This window comes from Lactobacillus kefiranofaciens (assembly GCF_014656585.1).
GTDB lineage: Bacteria > Bacillota > Bacilli > Lactobacillales > Lactobacillaceae > Lactobacillus > Lactobacillus kefiranofaciens.
The window spans coordinates 2,045,843-2,067,971 of record NZ_CP061341.1 but is presented as its reverse complement, the minus strand read 5'-3'; the positions used below and the strand labels follow the sequence as shown (position 1 = coordinate 2,067,971).

16 protein-coding genes and 3 pseudogenes are annotated in these 22,129 nt (G+C 35.1%); 14 read left to right on the top strand and 5 right to left on the bottom strand.

Features of this window, described 5'->3' with window-relative positions; all coding sequences use genetic code 11:
* Positions 1-5: 5 nt before the first annotated feature.
* From ICI50_RS10155 to ICI50_RS10145, 3 genes are all read right to left on the bottom strand, one after another.
* Complete coding sequence (locus ICI50_RS10155) at positions 6-1,154, bottom strand: ABC transporter permease (RefSeq protein ID WP_056941192.1); 1,149 nt, start codon at positions 1,152-1,154, stop codon at positions 6-8.
* On the bottom strand, positions 1,135-2,679 hold the full coding sequence (locus tag ICI50_RS10150; protein WP_056941193.1) for an ABC transporter ATP-binding protein: 1,545 nt from the start codon (positions 2,677-2,679) through the stop codon (positions 1,135-1,137). Before ICI50_RS10150 ends, ICI50_RS10155 begins: the two co-directional genes overlap by 20 nt.
* A gap of 68 nt (positions 2,680-2,747) precedes the next feature.
* Positions 2,748-3,833 (bottom strand): BMP family lipoprotein, encoded by a 1,086-nt coding sequence (locus tag ICI50_RS10145; protein ID WP_188891660.1) that lies wholly within the window; start codon positions 3,831-3,833, stop codon positions 2,748-2,750.
* Positions 3,834-4,053: 220 nt separating this feature from the next.
* Between ICI50_RS10145 and ICI50_RS10140 the strand changes: the two are divergent.
* From ICI50_RS10140 to ICI50_RS10080, 13 genes and pseudogenes are all read left to right on the top strand, one after another.
* A pseudogene (locus ICI50_RS10140) lies at positions 4,054-4,806 on the top strand (PTS mannose/fructose/sorbose/N-acetylgalactosamine transporter subunit IIC); the annotation flags it as partial.
* Entirely contained in the window at positions 4,803-5,573 is a 771-nt protein-coding gene (locus ICI50_RS10135; protein ID WP_188891658.1) for a PTS system mannose/fructose/sorbose family transporter subunit IID, read from the top strand. The pseudogene ICI50_RS10140 and the gene ICI50_RS10135, both read left to right, overlap by 4 nt.
* A gap of 58 nt (positions 5,574-5,631) precedes the next feature.
* Positions 5,632-6,336 (top strand): MgtC/SapB family protein, encoded by a 705-nt coding sequence (locus tag ICI50_RS10130; RefSeq protein ID WP_188891656.1) that lies wholly within the window; start codon positions 5,632-5,634, stop codon positions 6,334-6,336.
* 19 nt (positions 6,337-6,355) lie between these two features.
* Positions 6,356-6,511 (top strand): hypothetical protein, encoded by a 156-nt coding sequence (locus ICI50_RS10125; RefSeq protein ID WP_158306208.1) that lies wholly within the window; start codon positions 6,356-6,358, stop codon positions 6,509-6,511.
* A 250-nt stretch (positions 6,512-6,761) separates the two neighbouring features.
* Complete coding sequence (locus ICI50_RS10120; RefSeq protein WP_188891655.1) at positions 6,762-8,213, top strand: TcaA 3rd/4th domain-containing protein; 1,452 nt, start codon at positions 6,762-6,764, stop codon at positions 8,211-8,213.
* Positions 8,214-8,343: 130 nt separating this feature from the next.
* Entirely contained in the window at positions 8,344-11,556 is a 3,213-nt protein-coding gene (gene hsdR / locus ICI50_RS10115; RefSeq protein WP_188891653.1) for a type I restriction-modification system endonuclease, read from the top strand.
* Positions 11,557-11,576: 20 nt separating this feature from the next.
* On the top strand, positions 11,577-13,031 hold the full coding sequence (locus ICI50_RS10110) for a class I SAM-dependent DNA methyltransferase (protein ID WP_188892123.1): 1,455 nt from the start codon (positions 11,577-11,579) through the stop codon (positions 13,029-13,031).
* Positions 13,018-14,499, top strand: coding sequence for a restriction endonuclease subunit S (locus ICI50_RS10105; RefSeq protein WP_188891651.1), 1,482 nt, complete (start codon positions 13,018-13,020; stop codon positions 14,497-14,499). Before ICI50_RS10110 ends, ICI50_RS10105 begins: the two co-directional genes overlap by 14 nt.
* A gap of 61 nt (positions 14,500-14,560) precedes the next feature.
* Positions 14,561-16,861, top strand: coding sequence for a hypothetical protein (locus tag ICI50_RS10100; protein WP_188891649.1), 2,301 nt, complete (start codon positions 14,561-14,563; stop codon positions 16,859-16,861).
* A complete protein-coding gene (locus ICI50_RS10095) occupies positions 16,858-17,811 on the top strand; it encodes a restriction endonuclease (protein ID WP_188891647.1) in 954 nt (317 codons plus the stop codon). Before ICI50_RS10100 ends, ICI50_RS10095 begins: the two co-directional genes overlap by 4 nt.
* Positions 17,759-18,711: pseudogene (locus ICI50_RS10090) on the top strand (DUF3644 domain-containing protein). The gene ICI50_RS10095 and the pseudogene ICI50_RS10090 overlap by 53 nt, the downstream one beginning before the upstream one ends.
* A 313-nt stretch (positions 18,712-19,024) precedes the next feature.
* Positions 19,025-19,213, top strand: coding sequence for a hypothetical protein (locus ICI50_RS10085; RefSeq protein WP_082599038.1), 189 nt, complete (start codon positions 19,025-19,027; stop codon positions 19,211-19,213).
* Between the two features lie 213 nt (positions 19,214-19,426).
* Complete coding sequence (locus ICI50_RS10080) at positions 19,427-19,729, top strand: helix-turn-helix domain-containing protein (RefSeq protein ID WP_341783215.1); 303 nt, start codon at positions 19,427-19,429, stop codon at positions 19,727-19,729.
* 87 nt (positions 19,730-19,816) lie between these two features.
* On the opposite strand, the gene ICI50_RS10075 is transcribed toward ICI50_RS10080, so the two are convergent.
* Together ICI50_RS10075 and ICI50_RS10070 are read right to left on the bottom strand one after the other, a co-directional pair.
* Complete coding sequence (locus tag ICI50_RS10075; RefSeq protein WP_056941200.1) at positions 19,817-20,137, bottom strand: hypothetical protein; 321 nt, start codon at positions 20,135-20,137, stop codon at positions 19,817-19,819.
* 311 nt (positions 20,138-20,448) lie between these two features.
* Positions 20,449-21,084 carry an NAD(P)H-binding protein gene (locus ICI50_RS10070; protein ID WP_188891645.1) on the bottom strand — a complete coding sequence of 212 codons (636 nt, stop codon included), beginning with the start codon at positions 21,082-21,084 and terminating at the stop codon, positions 20,449-20,451.
* A 112-nt stretch (positions 21,085-21,196) separates the two neighbouring features.
* On the opposite strand from ICI50_RS10070, the pseudogene ICI50_RS10065 reads away from it, so the two are divergent.
* A pseudogene (locus ICI50_RS10065) lies at positions 21,197-22,123 on the top strand (ABC transporter substrate-binding protein); the annotation flags it as partial.
* Between the last annotated feature and the right edge of the window lie 6 nt (positions 22,124-22,129).

Below are 22,129 nucleotides of genomic sequence, written 5' to 3'. Positions count from 1 at the left end.
GTAGATTATCCTTTTTTTTGTAACTTAAGGTTGGGGCCATCGACACCGTTATCAGGACCAATTTCTTCACCTTTTTTGAGGGGATGTTGCTCAGTAGTTGTCTTCTTGACTTTGAATAGCAGGTCAAAGACGTATTTGATAGCGATGAAGAAGATAATAGCAGCAATAACGATGGAGACAATTTCATAAGGAACACCAGCTACGGTTTGCATCCCCAGTCCCCCAATCTTCAGGGTAGAGAAGAGCAACGCCGCGATTAAAATTCCCCATGCAGTGCTATTCCCTAATAAGGCTACGGAAAGACCATCCCAACCAATAGCAATGCTGCTGGTTTGGGTGAAGTAGTTTTGATAAGTGCCTAGGCCTTGAACTACACCACCAATTCCAGCAAAGGCTCCAGAAAGCAGCATAGACAGAATAATATTTTTTTTAGCTGACATTCCAGCATAACGACTAGCAAAGGGATTCAGACCAACTGCTTTAATCTCAAAACCGACAGTAGTCTTTTTCATTAGGAACCAATAGATTAATAATGCGATGATCCCGAGGAAAATCCCGGCATTGATACGGGAGTTGCCGAAAAGTTGACTGAGCCAGTCTAAGTGCAAACTCCCATTAGCAGGGATATTTCTAGTGGTATCGGTGTCATTACGTAAACTAGCTGGCATTATTTGTTGCATGAGGTATTGGCAAAGATAGAGGACGATATAGTTAAGCATGATCGTGGTGATTACTTCGTTGGTACCAAAGTAGGCACGCAAGAAACCAGCGATTCCGGCAACGATAGCTCCGGCGAAGGCGCCTGCGATAATTGCTAATGGTAATAGAATATACTTGGGTAAATTTGGATTGGCTAAAACTACCCAGACCGAAGTAAGCCAGCCTGCTTGAGCTTGCCCTGGCAATCCAATGTTAAAAAAGCCAGCTTTAGAGGCAATGGCAAAACCAATCGCGGTAAAGATTAGCGGTGTAGCTTCACGGATTGTTTCACCTAAGCCGTTCATGTTGCCTAATGCGCTAGTAAACATGGAAGCATAAGCGGTAATTGGATTGTAGCTCCAGATGAGCATAATAATTGCACCGACTAGAAAGCCGGCAAATACGGAGATAATTGGTACTAAGTAGTGTTTGGCTTTAGCTGAGACTTTGATCAAGTTTAGTTCCTTCTTTCTTCACGCCGGTCATTAGTAGACCTAATTCAGTTTCATTGGTCTCGTGTGGCTTAACAACACCGGATTTTTGTCCATTATGCAAAACTAGAATGCGATCAGATAACTGCATAATCTCACTTAATTCATAAGAAACGAGCAAGATGGCTTTTCCAGCCGCACGTTCTTTTAATAATTGCTTGTGAATGTATTCAATCGCGCCCACATCAAGACCACGAGTTGGCTGGAAGGCAATGATTAAATCGCTATTGCGTTCAAGTTCACGTGCGATAATCACTTTTTGTTGGTTACCACCTGAGAGTTCGCCGGCTACTAAATTGCTGTTAGGAGTACGGATATCGAACTTTTTAATTGCGGCTTGAGCATGTTTTTTGATAGCAGCGAAGTTGATAATCCCGTGATGAGAAAAAGGCTGGTGGTAGTAGCTTTGCAGAACTAAATTGTCAGCGACTGACATTTGCAAGATAAGGCCATATTTTTGTCGATCAGCGGGGATGCTAGCGACACCTTGCTCAGTAATCCTGCGGGTAGGTTTGTTAGTCATATCTTGACCTTTGATAATCACAGAACCTTGATCAACGTGACGCAAACCGGTGATCGCCTCGGCTAGTTCATCTTGTCCGTTGCCGTCGATTCCGGCAATCCCAAGAATTTCGCCTGCGCGAATCGAGAAGGATAAGCCTTTAACGGCTAAATTGCCGCGACTTTCTTTAACTTGCAGGTCCTTAACCTGAAGGACATTTGAACCTAAATGTTCCGCTTTTTTGGTCAACTTCATCTGCACAGCGTGACCTACCATTAATTCGGCCATGCGTTGGTCACTAATTTCTCTAACCTGATAGGTCCCAACATCTTTTCCCGCTCGAATGATCGTTACTTCGTCAGCAACTTGTTTAATTTCTTCTAGTTTGTGAGTGATTAGAATAATCGATTTTCCTTCATGAGCTAGTCCCTTTAGGATATGCATGAATTCTGTGATTTCCTGTGGAGTTAAAACAGCAGTGGGTTCATCGAAAATTAAAATATTAGCACCGCGGTAGAGCACTTTAAGAATTTCTACCCTTTGTTGTTGAGCCACTGTGATATTGGCGACCTTTTCATCAGGATTGATTGTTAGATGGTAGCGTTGTGATAGAGCTAATACTTTTTCACGCGCTTTTTTAATATCAAGCATTGGACCTTTAGTGGTTTCATGGCCAAGAATAATATTTTCCAAAACAGTAAAAGAGTGGGCGAGCATGAAATGCTGGTGGACCATCCCAATGCCTAATTCCTTAGCGACAGTAGGATTAGCTATTTTAACTGGTTTACCGTTCACCTTGATTTCTCCGGAGGTAGGCTCAAGCAAACCGGATAGAATACTCATCAGGGTTGATTTGCCTGCACCATTTTCGCCAAGGAGGGCGAGAATTTCACCTTGGGCCAACTTGAGATTGATATCGTTATTGGCTTTGAAACCATTAAAGTCTTTGACGATATGATTCATTTCGATAATTGTTTTTTGTTCCATAAATATTAGCTTCCTAATTGAAAAACTCTCCGCCAAGACGAAGAGCTTTTGACTGTTAAAATTAGAACTTATTTACCTGGTTTAGTAGCAACCGTAATCTTGCCGTCGATGATTTGCGTACGAGTTTTTTGTACGGCTTGCCATGCCTTGGCGCTAAGTTGGCCCTTAGTGATGGAAACCCCATCGTTCTTTAAACCATAAACGAGGTGCTTGCCGCCAGGGAATTTGCCTTTGTAAGCATCATCAGCGATGCTCTTAGTAGCAACGTTCAAGCCTTTTAAGACAGAAGTCAAAGTGAAGTTGGCTTTAGTGCCACCTTTGGCGGTGTAATTACCAAGACTTGCTTGATTAACGTCAACACCGATTACCCAAACCTTCTTGTTAGCTGGTAAGGTTTGGTTGTAATCCTTAGTTTCTTGGAAGACACCGTTACCGGCATTGCCGGCTGCTTGATAGATAATGTCGACCTTGTTAGCATACATTGATTGAGCGATAGACTTCGCCTTGTCGGTTGCAGTGAAGTTGCCAATGTATTGGGTTTGAACGCTAATCTTCTTGTGCAATGCCTTAGCACCATCCGCAACACCTTGTTTAAAACCAGCTTCGAATAAATCGATGATGGCTGATTTAGCGCCACCGATGAAGCCAACTTTATTGGTTTTAGTAGTGTAAGCTGCGGCTAAACCGCCAAGATAGGAAGCTTCATTACTCTTGAAGGTAACGGAAGCAACGTTCTTTTGCCCGTTAACGATACTATCGATAATGACGAAATTCTTCTTTGGATTCTTCTTAGCGGCTTGAGCAACAGCCTGTTGCAATTCAAAGCCAACGCCAAAGATAGTTTGATAGCCTGCCTTTGAAGATTGATCGAAGTTAGGGACAAAGTCGGATGGACCACTAGATTGGAAATATTGATAACCGCCTTTGCCTTGCTTTAAGCCGTGTTCTTTACCATAAGCCTTGAAGCCAGCCCAGGCAGCTTGGTTAAAGGAGTGATCATCAACGCCATTTTGATCAGTGATCAATGCAATACCATGCTTTGTGTTTTTATTAGTAGAAGCACCTTGCTTCTTGCCTGAACAAGCAGTTAAAGCTAGACCTGCAGCTACAACAACAGCACCAAGTGATAAAATCTTTCTGAACTTTGAGTTCATTTTTACCTCCAAATTGATTAATAATTAAGAATGATTTGATTAAAATAATAGATTAATGTACGTGTTATGTCAATATTATTTTGTAAATTGTAAGTGTCAATATTTTTGCGGTAGGCTATTAACCATTAGTCTGACCTTAATTTCTTAAATATTTATTTGACTTAATTTTCTGCCGAAATCATCCAAATAGCTATGACCTGCTGTTAAGCTTTCGATTGCTCCATTAGTTGTGGGAATGGTTGCTGAATTAATGTTCGGCGGCATTCAAACCGGTATTTTAATCGGTGCGGCTCTAGAAGCAATCTTCATGGGAGCTGTCGATATTGGTGGGGCGCTTTCCTCAGAACCGGTAACGGCGACAGTTTTAGCTACTACTTTCGCCATCACTTTGGGGGTTAATACGAAGGCGGCCTTGGCCTTAGCTGTTCCAATTGGCGTCTTCGGCGCCTTCATCTCAATGTTCTTGAAGAACGTTGTAATGAACGTCTTCGCTCCGTTAGTTGATAAAGCTGCAGATAAGAATGATCCGAAGATGTTAACTAGATTGCACTATGGCATGTGGTTTGCCAACTATTTCACTTACTCACTTGTAACCTTCTTCGCAGTATTGGCTGGTGCTAAGCCAGTTCAACATTTAGTTGGTCAAATTCCAGCTAACTTAATGGCCGGATTATCAGCTACTGGTGGATTATTGCCAGCTGTTGGTTTTGCCATCTTGATGCGGATGTTATGGAGTAAACAATTATCGCCTTACTACTTCTTAGGCTTCATTTTGGCAGCTTACATGAATTTGCCATCTGTAGCTGTTGCAGCCATCGGAATTATTATCGTAGTCTTGCAATGGATTCGCGATAAGCAAGTAATGGAACTTGAAAATAAACAAAAAGAATTAGAAACTGCTGGAGTTAAAGTAGCTAATAGCTCAACCAGCACGACGTCAGCTGAACAAGAAGAGGAGGACTTTTTCTCATGAAAATCACTAAGAATGTCTCGCCAGAAGACAAAAAAGTAATTAATCGTATTTTCTGGCGCTCCTTTACAGTTTTTGCCAGTCGAGCTGGTGCTACTAAGGCTCATGCTCCTGGCTTCATGTATTCCATCATGCCAGCCTTAGATGAATATTATAAGGATGATCCGGAAGGTCACCGTAAGGCCATGATGCGGCATACTACTTGGTACAACATTACGCAAAACGTTGGTACTTTCGTAATGGGATTGGTTGCTTCGATGGAAAAGAAGACGGCTAAAGATCCTAACTTCGATCCTGAATCAACGGTAGCCATTAAGACTTCATTAATGGGACCGTTATCAGGCATCGGCGACTCCATCTTCTGGGGCGTGTTAAGAGTTATTGCTGCCGGAATTGGTATTAGTTTAGCAAGCCAAGGCACAATTATGGGACCAATCTTGTTCTTGCTTATTTACAACATTCCATCAATTTTAACTCGTTACTATTTAACATATATGGGCTTCACTGTCGGTGATACATTCATTCAAGATATGTATAAGAGCGGCAGGATGAAGATGTTGAATAAAACAGCTTCAACCCTAGGTCTGCTAATGATCGGCTGTATGACAGCTACGATGGTAAAATTTGAATCAAAACTAAGCATTCCAATTGATGGCGGTAAGCCAATTCAATTGCAAACTTATCTTGATCAATTATGGAAAGGCTTAGTACCATTGGCAGTTACATTAGCTTGTTATTGGTTATTAGCCAAGAAGGTCAATGTTAACTGAATCTTGCTGGGAGTCTTGGTCTTGTCAATTGTCCTTGGCTTAGTAGGGGTTGTGTAAAATGAATAGCGCGGTAACACTGTCGGAGATAGTAATTCGGTTGGTGTTATCTGTGATCGTCGCGGCTATTATTGGCTACGATCGTGAGCATAAGAACCGGCCAGCCGGAATAAAGACACATATTTTAGTCTGTGTAGGTGCATGTTTGATTGCACTACTACAAAAAAAGATTGGCTATGATGCCATTCAATTAGCATTAGCTGAGCCGAAGGCTGCTGGAATAATTAGAGCTGACGAAGCAAGGCTGATTGCTCAAGTAGTGTCAGGAATTGGATTCCTGGGTGCCGGAACAATTCTCGTTCAGCATCGAATAGTGTTGGTATTAACGACAGCGGCAAGCTTATGGGCAATCGCTGGAATAGGATTGGCTTTAGGTATGGGTAATTATGAAATTGGAATCGCGGGAGCGATCATTGTCATTTTAGTATTAGCTTTTTCAAAACGCCTGATTCAAGTGCATCCGATGAAAAAACTAGAAATCCAATATAAACATAAAATAGAAACGAAGGAATTCATTCAAAAATACTTTGAACAAAATCACATTACCGTGACCAATGTCAATTTTATGGTGAAGCAACACGGCGAAAATTCAATCTATACCAATATTTACGATATCGAAACTCCCCATTCTTTGAACTATGCTGATATAATTGAGGATATCTCATTAAACAAAAATATTATGAAGATTCAAATGGTCAGTATTTAACTTAGAAGGGAAGAAAGTCATGTCACAACAGCAGCAATTAGGATTAACTCCCAAAACGCAACTGGTGACACGGCTTTTTTTGTTGCCAAAATTACAGCAAAATTTGACTATTCTTTCTTATAACGCCAATGAGTTGGTAAGAGAATTACGCAACTATGACGAAGCAAATCATTAATTTTATCTTGATTGAATAGAGCTTGAGTTATATTTTTGGTAAAATCATTCATGAAGGAGTTCTTCTTTCTGTATGTGTTTTTTGTTCAAACCAATCATACGAGAAAGGAACTCCTTTTTCTAATGTTTTAGGAAATTAAATTAAGGAATAATTCATCCTTACACAAACTATTTTACGGTCTCAAATATTGTTATTAGGATATAATAAATGTAGTTATAATAAATATTTTAGTGATTAAGTATAAAATAAAATGAAGAAAATTTGTCCTAATTGTGGTAAAGAAGTAGACCCTGAAGAGAAGTATTGTCCATTTTGTCATTTCAATTTAGTTAATAATGATGAAACAATGGTGACAGTGAATGTAGGGCTGTTAGGATTAAAAAATAATGAATCGACTAAAAAGGATGAAGAAAAGATTCAATCTGAAAAGAAAGAATCTGATGCTAAACCTGAAAAAAAGAAGCAACCAGAGAAGGCTGTTTCTAAGTCGAATGAAGATAAAAAACAAAAAATAGAAAAAAATGAGATAATTCCGAGTCCTCTTCCTCCTAAGAAAAAGCCAACGCCTTTACCTAAATCTAAAAAGAAAAAATTCCATTTTAAATGGTCGATTTTAATAGAAATAGTAGTCGCTGTAATAGCAATCTTGGTAATGGTTGGTACGAATTACTATAGTTGTAAAGCTCAGATCGGTCGAATAGAGACTGGATTAAAGAATGGCCAGGTTAACAACGTAGTAACTAACGGGAAAGTTCCACTTACCGCTAAAAATTTAACGCCATTAAAGGAATACTATAAGAATAATCCTGCCGCATATAAGAAATTGAAAAAGAGTTTGATGGGTAAGAATAACTTACCAATTAAACTAATTAAGCAGGGACATTATTTCTTGTTTTTCCCTCGGTATGTAGTTCAATTGCCGACCTATGAATTGAATGTAGTTAATGATTATCACCATACTACTGTTACAGTTAATGGCATGAAGTTTGTTAAAAAGCAAAAGGTTTTCCCTGGTGCATATAATATAGAAGCAAAATCTTCTTATTTAGGTCAAACAGCTAAGTTTAAGAAAACAGTTAATGTTTGGAAAGATCAAACGGCTGAAGTGAACCTTAATGCTAAGACGATTAAGGTTCAAGGGATGCCGAACGGTAAGCTTTATCTAAATAACCATAATATTGGTAAGTTAGATAAAAAAGGAAATCTTGTTCTTGAAGATGTACCATTAACCAAGCCGTTTTCTATGTATGTAGCTAAAAAGCAGAAGGGTAAACTTGTTAAAACTAAGCAAGTTAAGGATGTACCTGCAGTTATCAAAGATAGCAAAAATGTAGCTGTACTTAAATTAGATTGGCAGCAATCTAAAAATGTTGGTAAATTATTGGAAAATAATTTTAACTATCCTAACTCTAAAGATTTTATTGGTGGCAGTAAGAATAAGAGTTATTTGGAATTGAGAACTTTAGTAAGTAATTGGCGTAATAGTCCTAACCTTACTAAGTATCATGCCAATATTACTGTTAACAATAAGTCACTGAATGATATTCGTTATTCTGTAGAATTCAATTTTGCTTTTAATAAAAATGGTAAACGTTATAAGAGAGTTCAAGTTATGAAGTTTAGAAAAGCTTCTGCTAGGTCTATTTCTAAAGGCCTTAAGATAAAAACAATTGGCGGTGGACGCATTGTCAGTTCAAAGTAAAAGATAATTGAAAACTTGATGTCAATTTGGCATCAAGTTTTTTGTTACGTGCTTTTGAACTTGTTCTTAATAATTAATTCAGAGTAAAATGAACATATATGTATGCATTTTTAACGTAAGGATGATTGGAATGTCTAATTTTAATACTTCAGATAAAAATTATCATGAATATGCTAAATTGGCTTCTAGTGCTGAGAGTTTGATTTTTTCAGATCCAAGAAGCAGTTTAACTGTTTTTGGTACTTTTGGTGAACAATTAACAAGAGAAATTATGCATTTAGATGGTTTAGGCGATTGGGAGTTGAACCAAAAAGCACGAATCGATAAGATGCGTTACTCCGGAAATGGCTATCCTGATGCAGTTTTATTAGCATTAGATGAGATCAGACGTAAGCGGAATGGAGCTACTCATGATAATCAATTTATCGCAACCAAAGGTGAAGCTTTAAAAATTGATCAAAAGGCTTATTTAGTTTGGAAATGGTTCTTAGAAAGTTTTTCTTTAAATGATGTTCCTGAATATGTTACACCAGTTGATCAAAGAAATATATTAAAGAGTCAAGCAGATAAGATTAAAGCTTTAGAAGAAAAAATTAAGCAGCTGCAAGAAAACCGGCCACAAATTACTATTTCAGCGGAAGAAAGAACAAGAAGACGCAAGGTAAATGTTCAATTTGCTAAAAAGCATCCGTTAAATGAGGAAGAAACTAGACAATTAATTGATAGCCAATTACGTAATGCAGGTTGGGAAGCAGATACACCAAGACTAAATAATTGGAAGCATCAAACTGAACCACAGAAAGGTCATAGTATGGCGATTGCAGAATGGGTATTTCCTAATGGTCAAAGAGCTGACTATGCACTTTTTAAGGGGTTAGATTTTTATGGCATTGTTGAAGCAAAGAGATGGGATCAAGATATTGCAGGACAAATGGCCCAGCCTAAAGAATATGCTAAGGAAGTTCCATTTAGATCAGATTACCATTTAATAGGGCAAGAGATGGGTGATTACAAGGTTCCTTTTATTTATGCTGCAAATGGTCGTCCATATTTAGAACAATATAAGGAAAAATCAGGTATTTGGTTCTGGGATGCACGTAATCCAAAAGAAAATGCATATGCTTTGGAAGAATTTCATACTCCGGAGGATTTGGCATTAAAGTTAACTGCTAAGAATAAGGATGAAGCAAATAAAGATTTGGCAGATGATGAAGATTATCCGCAATTTGCAGCTCGTCCATATCAACTTGATGCGATTCAGTCTTTAGAAAATGCAATTAAAGATGGAAAAAAACGTATCTTGCTTGCGATGGCTACAGGTACTGGTAAAACTAGAACCGCTATTTCGTTAATGTATCGTTTGCTAAAGCATAAAAGAGCTAGAAGAATCCTTTATTTAGTTGATCGAAATTCACTCGGTCGCCAAACTGCTAATGCAATTAAAGATAATAAGATAGGTACAATGTCGATTTCTTCTATTTATGGATTAAAAGAATTATCTGATAAAGTGCCTGATGCTTCTACTAAGATTCAAATTGCGACTGTTCAGGGAATGATTAAAAGATTATTCTTTAATGATGATAATTCTGAAAAGCCTTCAGTTGGTCAATATGATTTCATTATTGTTGATGAAGCTCACCGCGGTTATGCAGAAGATAGAGGGCTAAGCGATCAAGAATATGAAAATTATGATCAAGAAGAATATGTTAGTCAGTACCGTCGAGTAGTTGATTATTTTGACGCTACTGCAATCGGAATGACTGCTACACCAGCATTACAGACAACTGAAATCTTTGGTAATCCAGTATATTCTTATAGCTATCAACAAGCTGTCCTTGATGGCTACTTGGTTGACCATGATGCACCAGTTATTATTCAAACTAAATTAGCTAAAGAAGGAATTCATTTTAAAAAAGGTGCAGAAGTTGATGTCTTTAATCAGGATGAAAAGACCATCGATAAAGAAAAATTGCCAGATAATATGAATTTCGATATCAAAGACTTTAATCATAGAGTAATTACGCCTAGTTTTAACAAGGTAGTTTGTGATGAACTAGTTAGAAATTATCTAGATCCTACGGATAGGGATGGAGGTAAAACTCTTATTTTTGCGGCAACAGATGAACATGCTGATATGGTGGTTGATTTGTTGAAGAAGGCCTTTAAAGATGATGGTCGTCCAGTGGATGATGATGCGATTGAAAAAATCACGGGTTCTATTCGTCATCCTAACCAAGAAATTAGAAACTTTAAAAATGAAGATTATCCTAATATTGTTGTCACAGTTGATCTTTTGACTACTGGTGTTGATGTACCTGCAATTACTAATATTGTCTTCTTAAGAAGGGTACAGTCTAGAATTCTGTATGAACAGATGCTAGGACGTGCAACTAGATTGTGTCCAGAGATCCATAAGGATAAATTTAGAATTTTTGATGCAGTTGGTATTTATGATGCAATGAACAAGGTAACTAATATGAAGCCAGTCGTTCAAAATCCTGGCCATAATGTAAATTATTTCTTGCATCATAAGGAAGACTATTTTGAAATTGCTGAAGATAGTCATCAGTATCAGGTTGACATGGCCGGTGCTGTTGAACGAAAAATCAAACGTCTTAATGATCAAGGACGAAATAAGTTTGAACGTTTAGCTGAAATACCATCGGTTGATGAATGGGCTGGTAAGTTAAGCAAGATGAGTAAAGCCGACTTTATGAAGCAATGGCCGAAGTTTGAACAACTTGATCAGGTGCATCCAGCGAAAAAGCAGTTTATCTCTAATGAGCAGGATGAAGTTATTGGAACTACACGAGGTTATGGTCAAGGTAACAACAAGCCGGAAGATTATATTGATAGCTTTAATAAGTTTGTCAAAGAAAATGTAAATGTTATTCCTGCTTTGCAAATCGTGGCTACTAGACCGAAGGATTTAACTTTTGATGAGTTGAAAGATATCAAGTTAAAGTTAGAGCAGAATGGATTTAAGGAAAATGATCTGCAATCTGCTTGGAAAACAACTAAACATGAGCAGACAACAGCAGATATTATTAGCTTTATTAGACAAGCTGCATCAGGATCGAAACTGGTTGACCATGATGTGAGAATTCATAATGCGATGCAGAAGGTTTATGGCATGGCGGACTGGAACATTATGCAGAAGAAATGGTTGAAGAGAATTGAAAATCAATTGCTTTCTTCTACTGTATTAGGTCCAGATGCTGAGCATGCTTTTGATGATAACTTTTACTTCAAGCGTCAGGGTGGATATAAGCAAATTAAGAAGATTTTTCCTAAATATGCTGATCAGATTATTTATGTATTGAATGAAAATTTATATGTTTAAGGAGTTTTTTATAAGTGAGTATGACCAATCAAGAAATAGTTCAAAAGCTTTGGAATGAATGTAATGTATTACGCGACGATGGTGTAAGTTATCAAGACTACATTACGGAATTGACTTATATCTTGTTCTTGAAGATGAGTAAGGAACAAGACGAAGAAAAAGATATTCCTGAAAAATATCGTTGGGATAATCTAGTTAATAAGGAAGGATTAGAATTAAAGAATTTCTATCGTCAACTGCTTCTTGATTTAGGTAATCCAGAAGTAGTTAAGAGTGAGCGCATTAATGCAATCTATGCTAATGCTTCTACTGCGATTGATGAACCAGCTAACCTCGAAAAGATCATCAAAGATATTAACGATCTTGATTGGTGGTCAGCTCGTGAAGAAGGCCTTGGTGATCTTTATGAAGGCTTGATGGAGAAAAACGCCAACGAAGTTAAATCAGGTGCTGGTCAATACTTTACTCCTCGTGTCTTGATCAACATGATGGTTAAGATGACAGAGCCTAAGATCGGTGATCGTTGTAATGACCCGGCAGCTGGTACTTTTGGTTTCATGGTTGCGGCTGATCAATATTTAAAGGATCAGACTGATGATTATTCCGAATTATCAGAGGAGCAATATGCTTTCCAAGTTAAGGAAGCTTTTTCTGGAATGGAATTGGTTCCAAATACGCACCGCTTAGCCATTATGAATGAATACTTACATGGCATGGATGGTCGACTTGAGCAAGGTGATTCACTTTCAGCTAATGGTAAGTGGATGAAGAACTTCGATGTTGTCTTAACCAACCCACCATTTGGTACTAAAAAGGGTGGCGAACGTGTTACTCGTGATGACTTAACATACGAGACTTCCAACAAGCAACTTAATTTCTTGCAAATTATCTATAACTCATTGAAGAGGGATGGTAAGGCTAGAGCTGCTGTAGTTGTTCCTGATAATGTCTTATTTGCTGATGGTGTTGGTGAAGAAATCAGAAAAGATTTGCTTAACAAGTGCAATTTGCATACTATCTTGAGATTGCCTACTGGTATTTTCTATGCTCAAGGTGTGCAGACTAATGTTTTGTTCTTCACTCGCGGAGAAGAAGATAAGGATAATACTAAGGAAACTTGGATTTATGATATGCGTCACCAGATGCGGTCATTTGGTAAGCGTAATCCGTTGAATGATAAAGACTTTGCGGAATTTGAAAAGTTGTTCTGCGTTGATGATCGTTCTAAGCGCAAGGAGACTTGGGATAAAGAAAAGAATTCTAATGGTCGTTGGCGCAAGTTTACGATTGATGAAATTAAGAAGCGCCCTAATACTAGCTTAGACATTTCATGGATGAGTGATGAAGAAGAACATGAAACTAAGTCATTGAAGGAAATTCTTAGTGATATGAATGAAAAGTCTAAGGCAATTAGTGAAGCAATTGCAGAGTTGAATAAGGCATTAGAAGGAATTGACGATAGTGAAGACGAATAGTTTAGATTTTGATGCTCAAGCTTTAAGAGAAAAGATCTTGGATTTAGCGATGCGTGGGAAGTTGGTACCGCAGGATCCAAATGATGAACCGGCTAGTGTGCTTTTGGAGAAGATTAAGGCCGAAAAAGCTGAGCTGATTAAGGAAAAGAAGATTAAGAAGACGAAGCCACTTCCTCCGATTACAGATGATGAAAAGCCTTTTGATATTCCTGATAGCTGGGAATGGGTTAGATTAGGGGATGTAATTGATTTTTCTCTTGGGAAAACACCACGTAGAGGGAACAGTAAATATTGGGAGAAAGGTTCTATTCCGTGGGTATCAATTAGTGATATAGGTGAAGAAAAATACTTAGAAAGTACTAAAGAAAAGATAACTCCTATTGCTTTGAAAGATAGTTTCAAAAATCAAATTGAATCAGTAGGTACTTTGTTAATGAGTTTTAAATTATCAATTGGAAAAGTAGCGATCTTAAAAGTCCCAGCAGTTCATAATGAAGCTATAATCTCTGTTTATCCAATAATGAATAATAAAAATATAACAAGAGATTACCTGTATTATTTATTACCGATAATTAGTAATTCCGGATATTTTACGCCAGCGATAAAAGGAAAGACATTAAATAAGAAACTTATTAGTCAACTCAAGGTTCCATTACCACCACTATCAGAGCAAAGTCGAATCGCTGCTAAAATAGCGCAGCTATTCGCTTTGCTTCGCAAAGTCGAAACATCTACACAACAATACGCAAAACTTCAGACTTTGCTGAAGTCTAAGGTGCTGGATTTGGCAATGCGTGGAAAATTGGTTAAGCAAGATCCAAATGATGAGCCAGCGAGTGTGTTGCTTGAGAAGATTAAGGCGGAGAAGCAAGAGCTGATCAAGGAAAAGAAGATCAAGAAGACGAAGTCATTGCCACCAATCACGGATGGAGAAAAGCCATTCGACATTCCTGATAGTTGGGAATGGGTAAGGTTAGGAGAGATTTGTGAAATAAAAGGTGGTAAAAGAGTACCTAAAGGTCGAAAATTAGAAGATCAAGTATCTTATAAGCCTTATATTCGAGTTGCAGATATGCAGGATCAATCTGTAAATACTGATACATTGAAATATGCTTCCAAAGATATATTTAATGAAATTAGTAGATATACAATTTCTTCTAAGGATGTTTATTTTAGTATTGCTGGTACTATAGGAAAAGTTGGGAGTATTCCAAAAAAATTAGATGGAGCATTATTGACAGAAAATGCGGCTAAATTAGAGTTTTTCGCCGCACAGGAAATGAATAAAAAGTTTTTTATTGAAATGCTGTCAAGTGATTTTATCAAAGAGCAGCATAAGGAAATGTTAAGTAAAGTTGCACAGCCTAAATTAGCTTTAATTAAATTAAGGAAAACAATTATACCGTTACCGCCGGTAAGCGAACAGAAAAGAGTAGTAGGAAAGATATTGCAAATTTTCTCTCAATAATGAGTAATATTTTTGCTACTTTATATCTAAAAAAAGTGAATATTCGAGTGGTGGAATATATATGAAAGATTTGTTGTTAGATAAAAAAATAAGAGAAAGATATATTTTAGGCATAGTCAACGGATCATTGAATTGGCAATGGTTAATTGACTATATTGAAAGAGAATTTAAGTTTAAAAATTGGAAAGATTGGTATGATTTTAAACGTATATTAAGAATCCCAGAACCAATAGATATCTTTTACCAAGTAATAAAAAATGAAAAAGTTGATATTGATTCATTACATTTTTCTAATAAATATATTAAACAAATGTGGTATATTGCATGCTTTTGTAATAATGAAATTTCCTGGAAAGAAGTTTCTGAACAAATATCTGATGATTCACTTAAGTTAATTCTTTTGGATAGGTATATTACACAATTATTCAATAAAGATAATAATGTATCTTTTGATTTTTATTGGAATTTTTTTATAAATACTAATTTATTTCAGGTATATAGCTTTGAAGCAATTCAAAGAAACCAAGTAATAATAAAAAGATATTTAAATACAATTAAATTATGTCATATTGGTGAATTAAAAAAAGTTTTTACTTTAAATATAAGGAAAATAAAACAAGAATATAATGGAAAGTTATTAGGCCAATACAATAATAATCTTTTTAGTTATAATGCTTTTAGCTTTCAGTATCTTCCGTCGAGTAATAATTTACCGTGGCAGGAGAATTTACTCATTAATATGGTGGATACAAAATACGATGGGACAAAATTATTACCAGCAATACATTTTTCTAATGGGTCTGATTATCCAAATATAGGGAAATGGAGTACAGATGTCTTAAAATATATGAAAGATTATTTTGGACAAGATAATACAGTGTCTAATTTTGTTATAGAAACTGTTTATTATTTCAAAAATAGAGTAAATATTCGACGCAAAAAAAATAAAAAATATATTCCAAGTATAAAAGTAATAAAATGTCATTTGCAATTATTGGTAAAAGCTATCGATCAAAACTTAGCAGCTAAAGAAATAGTTTCTTCATCATCCATGTATTTTTTAGGCTGTTTATTTAAAGATCATTGTGTATCATCGGATATAAAAAATTCGAATTATAGAAAAATTATTAATTGGATAGGAATGCAAACAGATATTTTAATTGAAAAGAAGCTTAAATTTCTTCAATTACCAATATCCAAGCATAATCAAATCTGGATAGAAGAATCAGATAAAAGGCGATTAGTAAGTTTAGAAATAATTGAAAATACAGTGGATTTCACCAGATATTTAAATCAAGATAATTTGTATAATTTTATAAAAAATTCGGAATTAGATAAAATTAGCAAAAAATTTATGCAACTATTGCATGGAAAAGTTAATGTTAAAGATTTACCAGATTTATTTATAGATTATGCTAAATTTTTAAGTAAGTGCTTTAATAATAATAAATTAGACAAATCAAAACTAAATTTTGAAATTATTAAAATTCAACAACTGTGGGAAAATTACTTCTTTAAGAAGTCAAATGGTTCTATGATAGAAAAGTCGCTCGAATTTTCTCTTCCTAATAAAGTCGTAAAAGGATTTCAAGAGGAATATGAAAAGAATCCAATAAAACTAGCAGCTCAATTATTACCTTTGAGTGAGGAAAAATTTGTTAGAGAAATGCAACTTATAGATGAAACTCCACTTCTTTCTATATTTAAAAAAGTAGAAATTGAGAGAGTATTTCCTCAAATCAAATCGTCGGTAGAATTAAAGCATCATAAAGTTGAAATGCTTTTTATAAAGTATATCCGTTACTTACAAACGAGATATCAGGGACTATTTTTCAACAGTTTTAGTGCAGAGGATATATTACCTAGAATCCTAGACTCATATTATCTTTATATGAATAATATTTTTATATTGGATAAAAAAGCAATGTATAAAAATATTTTGATATCAAATAAATATTTATTAAGTCCTTATGATGAAGAAATAAATTTAGGAATAGTTACACAATTGTTTCCAGTATTAGAGGATAAGATTCGGCATATTGCAGCTCGATGTATAATATCACCATTTAAAAATAATTCTTTTAATGATACAGGGGTTAAATATAATGATCCTAGTTCATTATTAATGAAAATAATTTGTTATATTTATGAAGATAAAAAAGATTTAATTAGTGCTCAGGGCTTTATATTTGTTTATTTAGTAATGTATGATAGTAATTTCTTAAATATAAGAAATGAACTTATTCATGGAAGACGATTCTTAGAAAAAACTGAGCTAGAGTTTGCATTTAGATGTACTATGTTGTCGATAAATATAATAGATTACTATTTAGCCAATCATAATAAGAATGAAGACCAATGATCGATTACAAAACTTTAAAACACAGCGATAACGGGATGCCAACTTGGGATGGTTTTTTAGGACCATTACTACAAGTTGCTAACCAAAAAGAAATTTGGAAAAGACAAGAACTAATACAAGGTGTGCTAGAAGAAGTAAAATTGCCAGAAGAGCTAGCTACTCTAAGATATACATCGAGATGGCATGATTTAGTTGCACCTGACAGAATTAATTGGGCATTAAGTGATTTAAAAATATCAGGTTTATTAAGTTCACCTAAACGAGGAATGTATCAGATTACTGATTTAGGTAGAAAAGTAAGTAATCAGTACGGCCTCAACATCACCCGTGAACTGGTACACTCTCAACCAGCTTACATTGAACATCAACGAAAACTGCAAGAGAAAAATAATACTGACGAAGATATTTCAGAAGATCAAACTTTTGAAATTACAGAGAAGCAAATCTCTAATTGGTTTGATAAACAAGCTAGTGATTTAACTGAACAATTACTTGCAAAATTGCGCAGTACAGATCCATACAAATTTGAACACATGATGGTTCAACTCTTGAACCAGATGGGGTACAAAGGTACTGACGGTCAGTCATTGGTAACTCAAAAGTCTAATGATGGTGGAATCGATGGCATTATTAATCAAGATCCATTAGGATTGCAGACTATTTATGTTCAAGTTAAGCGGTATGCAGAAAATAATGTAATTGGTAGTCCAGAAATCGATAGCTTTTCTGGTGCATTAAGACGTAAGCGAGCAGATCGTGGTGTGTTTATCACTACTTCTTCATTTACTAGTGGTGCAAAGGAAGCAGCCAAGCAATTGAATATCGCTCTTGTTGACGGCGAGATGTTAACCAATTTGATGGTGCAATACAAGGTTGGTGTTCAGGTTCAACAGACTTATGAACTATATGATATTGATGATGACTTTTTTGATGGGGCTAGAAATTTATAATAAGCCTACAATTAAATACAGAGTTGAAGGCTTTAGTTTCTTTATTTGTAATGCTTGGGAACTTCTTTTAAAAGCTACTTTAATTGATAAAGGCGAATCTATTTACTGTAAAGATAAGCCTGACCGAACGATTAGTTTATCAGAATGTTTGAAAAAATTTATCCAGATAAACACACTCGTATTAGACTTAATCTTGAAAAAATAATTGAGTTAAGAAATATTAGTACGCATTTTATTACTGAAGAATATGAAGTGAAGTATGCGCCTCTTTTTCAGGCTTGTGTTTTAAATTATACAAATGAGATGGTACGTTTTCAAAATCGTGACATTACTGAATATATATTGCAAGACTTTCTTACTATTTCAGCCAGATATGAGCCCCTTACTAATGAAGAAATAAAAATTAAATATCCGCCTGAAATAGCTCAAAAGTTTATTCAACAGTCTAATGAGATTGATGTACTGAATAAAGAATATGATTCTGATAAGTTCGCTATTAATATAGCTCAACATCTTTATATTACAAAGAAGAAAAAAGATGCAGATTTTACAGTGAAAATAGAAAAAAGTTCTGATAATCCTGTAGCGATAGTTAAGGATGTTAAGGATCCATCTGACACGCATAAATATTCCTATAATAATGTAATTACTGCTGTAAATGAGAGTCTTAATAAAAGAGGAATACAGATGGGTTATAAACATGGATTTAATCAATATGTTTTGAACATGATAATAGAATTTTATTCTGTTAAACAGATTCCAAAATTTGCATATGAACATATCATTGGAAATCAACATAGTTTTACGTATTTCCAACAATTCGTGGAATTCATTGTTAGAGAAATAAGAAAAGGCCCTCAACATTTTGTTGAGAGTCTAAAAAAGAGCGTAAAAAAATAAGATAACCCCAAGCACATAGGAATGCTCAGTGCATAAGCACCTACCCCATTTTGGGACCCAGCGTTATTCCTTCACAAGTTATCTCTTCTATGTTTATTATACACTATTAGAAAAATAATTAAATAGCTAGAGATTCTATGAGAAATAATGTAAAACTTGCCCGAATTAACTGTATTGAATAAGATCCTGGAAAAGCATAAATGTAAATTACTTTAAATAATAAAAAGCAGATGTTTATAATTAATCCCACGCAAAACGGTCGTAAAAACGGTTGAATAGTTTGTCAATATCTTAACTTAATGAACATTGACGTTTGAAGTCATATCGTGGTGGCAAGGCTACTGTAACTCGTAATCAAAAGATTAAGTATGCTGGCAAATTAACAGAAACTTCACGTGAACTTTACTACTATGTTGGAAGTGGTGCTTATGTGAAAGCCAGCGATGTTACGATCAAAGGCTTGAAAGTTAAGACAATACTGCAGAAGAAGCTACTAAGTTAGCTGAAAGCAGAGAAATTGAATACAGTAACGATGTTATCCTATTGGATAACGTTTTTTGTTGAAGAAAAGTATAAAGGAAGTATAAAAGAGTAATTTTTGGATGATTTACCAATAAGGCAAATGATTAAATTCTCTGAAACCATTAGAAATTAGATCCAAATTTTCTAGTAATATTGTTAGAGCACCAATTTTCATAGTTAGAATGGATGTTATATAGTTACTCATAGTTTTAAGAAAAAATCAGAGAAAATGCCTCAAAAAGAGCTAGAGAAAGCCTTGAAGCGTAGAAAACTATATGAAGAAAAATACGGGGTGAAAAAAATTAGTTTTCTTGACAAATACATTGACAAGAAAATTAAACAAAATCCAAAACTTGAAAAAGAATTTGCTAGATATGTTGGAAAGCCTCAATCTACGATTAGTAGAATCGAATCTGGGAGTATGAATGTTTCTATAGGATTGTTAAATGAAATTGCTAATTCTGCACATAGACAAATTAAATTAGTTTTAGTATGATTTGTTAGAATTTGTATATAAGGTAAAATAAAAAACTTTATGTAGTATTTCAGTTTATCAACTGAATATATTACATAAAGTTCTTTTTTAAGCAGCCATACCGTTAAAAGCGATACCTTTTTGCTGCAATATATTTACTGAAGCCTGATCACTTGGTTTGAAACCATTAGCAATCAAATCTTGAATATAAAGTTTGTTATACAAGAAACTCATCACAATATTAGCAACTGTAGTAACAACGCCAAAGGTGAAGATACCAATTAAGTCAAGTAATAACATGATAATTAACCATTTCCAGTCACCTCTAAATAAAGGTACCCAGAAGCCAAAGAAAAACATAGTCCATGAAAAACCTGCTTTGCATTGTTTAACCTGATTTGTAGCAGGATTTTTTAAATTTACAATCATTTTTATCCCTCCAAGTTTTAAAACGAACATTTTCATTCTATCTTTTTTTAATCGAATATACAATATAAAATAAAAATGAAAGTGCTTTTATTAATGATTAATAGTTAATTAAGTTAAAAAAGATTAAGTAGTATAAGGACACAAATATTAAATATAAAGTTAAAACTTATTACAATTAATCAAATGAAAAGTTAATTATTCTACAAGCTCACATCCCTAACAGAAACGTGAGCTTTTTCCATACAAAAAATTCCATTGACAGCTCATCAGATAGATAAGTCATCAACGGGATAAATATATTTAATTCACTCTTATTTAACTTGCTCTAAAGCCTTGTCAATTGGAGTGTCTCCGCCAGTCATCTCAATTACCTTATATTTGGTAGCTGGGAACTTCAAAACATCTGTCAGTACTTGCGCAACATCTGGAATTGGATTTGATTGAGATTCAGAGTTATTAAGTGAAATCTTACCAGTGCCTTTTTCTTCAACTAAGTTAGTTGGTTGGATAATTGTATATTCAAGTTCAGTTGAATCCATTAAAAACTTGTCCGCAAAGAATCTAGCAGCAAGATAATCCTCTAGTTCTGGGATAGTCTTCCATTTGTTAATATTTAAGCTTAACATTGAGCTCAACATAACGTAGCGCTTAATGCCAACTTTTTCTGCAGCGATCATTGTCTTGATCGCTCCCATAGCATCGGTTTGAATCAAATCTTGACCGCGGCTGCCAGCAGTGAAGTAGATAATATCACAGCCCGTAATTTTATCCATAAGGTCATCAACGCTACCGTGTAAGTCTACTTTTACTGGAGTAACGTGATCCATTTTTACAATTCTTTCAGGATGCCGGGCACCAGCTACTACATCATAGCCTTTAACTACTAGATCTTTAATTAAATCTTTGCCGACTCTGCCGGAGCCACCAAATACGAAAACTTTACTCATAATTCTTCTTCTTTCTAATTATTGTTTTAATAAATTTTGCTTTTTAGACTATTTAATTACGTTAAAATTTACGGTAGCATCTATTGTAATCGATTACAATAGATTCGACTCTCAAATGAAGCTAGGGATGCTCCAATCAGGTAACGATTATTTCCTTGAAACAGCAACTCCATATCATTATTTAAAAGATATTCCATTCAAGAAGTTGGTTTCATCCGATAAAATCAGAAAGAATCCAATGTTCTTTGGACCATATAAGGTAAGTAAGGCGGTTAGAGGTCAATCAGTAACTTGGGTACCTAACAAATATTATTGGAGAGGCACACCTAAGCTAAACAAGATTGTCGCCCAAGTGGTTTCAACTAATTCAGCTTCACAATCTATTAAGAGTCACAAGTTTGATATTGCTGACGTAGTTAATTCTCAATGGCAAGCTGTGAAAAATGCTAAAGGCTTCCCTTATAATTTAAAGAAAGCAAATCAATTATTGGATAAAGCCGGCTACAAGAAGAAGGGTAAATGGAGAGTTCAACCTAATGGTAAGCCACTTAAAATTAAATTAGCTGCAATGAGTAGTTTAGCTGTTCAAGAGCCAATCGTACAAAATTACATTCAACAATGGCATAAAATCGGTTTGAATGTTAGCTTGACTGGCAACAGATTGATGGAATTTAATTCTTTCTACGATAAATTGGATCATGACGATAAGAATATTGATATGTTTATGGCATCTTGGTCATTGTCTAGTGAACCTTCACCAAGAGGACTTTACAGTGAGACTAACCCAATGAATGATTCAAGATTCGTAACTAAGGAAAATAATAAGTTACTTGATGAGATTGATTCACCTAAGGTATTTAATCATAAGTACCGGGTAGCTGTCTTCCATAAATGGCAACAATATATGAATGATGAAGCTTACATTGTACCCTTGACTAATTCATATTCAATTCAAGCAGTTAATAAAAAGATTGTGAACTACTCACTTAAACCATCTGCTGCTAATAGTCTTTGGTACAAGGTAGGGTATGCTAAGTAAAATTAG

Bases quoted from the DNA above. Each gene is read 5' to 3' on its own strand.
- ICI50_RS10150 (WP_056941193.1), bottom strand. From the start codon at position 2,679: ATGGAACAAAAAACAATTATCGAAATGAATCATATCGTCAAAGACTTT.
- ICI50_RS10145 (WP_188891660.1), bottom strand. From the start codon at position 3,833: ATGAACTCAAAGTTCAGAAAGATTTTATCACTTGGTGCTGTTGTTGTA.
- ICI50_RS10135 (WP_188891658.1), top strand. From the start codon at position 4,803: ATGAAAATCACTAAGAATGTCTCGCCAGAAGACAAAAAAGTAATTAAT.
- ICI50_RS10130 (WP_188891656.1), top strand. From the start codon at position 5,632: ATGAATAGCGCGGTAACACTGTCGGAGATAGTAATTCGGTTGGTGTTA.
- ICI50_RS10125 (WP_158306208.1), top strand. From the start codon at position 6,356: ATGTCACAACAGCAGCAATTAGGATTAACTCCCAAAACGCAACTGGTG.
- ICI50_RS10120 (WP_188891655.1), top strand. From the start codon at position 6,762: ATGAAGAAAATTTGTCCTAATTGTGGTAAAGAAGTAGACCCTGAAGAG.
- hsdR (WP_188891653.1), top strand. From the start codon at position 8,344: ATGTCTAATTTTAATACTTCAGATAAAAATTATCATGAATATGCTAAA.
- ICI50_RS10110 (WP_188892123.1), top strand. From the start codon at position 11,577: ATGACCAATCAAGAAATAGTTCAAAAGCTTTGGAATGAATGTAATGTA.
- ICI50_RS10100 (WP_188891649.1), top strand. From the start codon at position 14,561: ATGAAAGATTTGTTGTTAGATAAAAAAATAAGAGAAAGATATATTTTA.
- ICI50_RS10095 (WP_188891647.1), top strand. From the start codon at position 16,858: ATGATCGATTACAAAACTTTAAAACACAGCGATAACGGGATGCCAACT.
- ICI50_RS10075 (WP_056941200.1), bottom strand. From the start codon at position 20,137: ATGATTGTAAATTTAAAAAATCCTGCTACAAATCAGGTTAAACAATGC.
- ICI50_RS10070 (WP_188891645.1), bottom strand. From the start codon at position 21,084: ATGAGTAAAGTTTTCGTATTTGGTGGCTCCGGCAGAGTCGGCAAAGAT.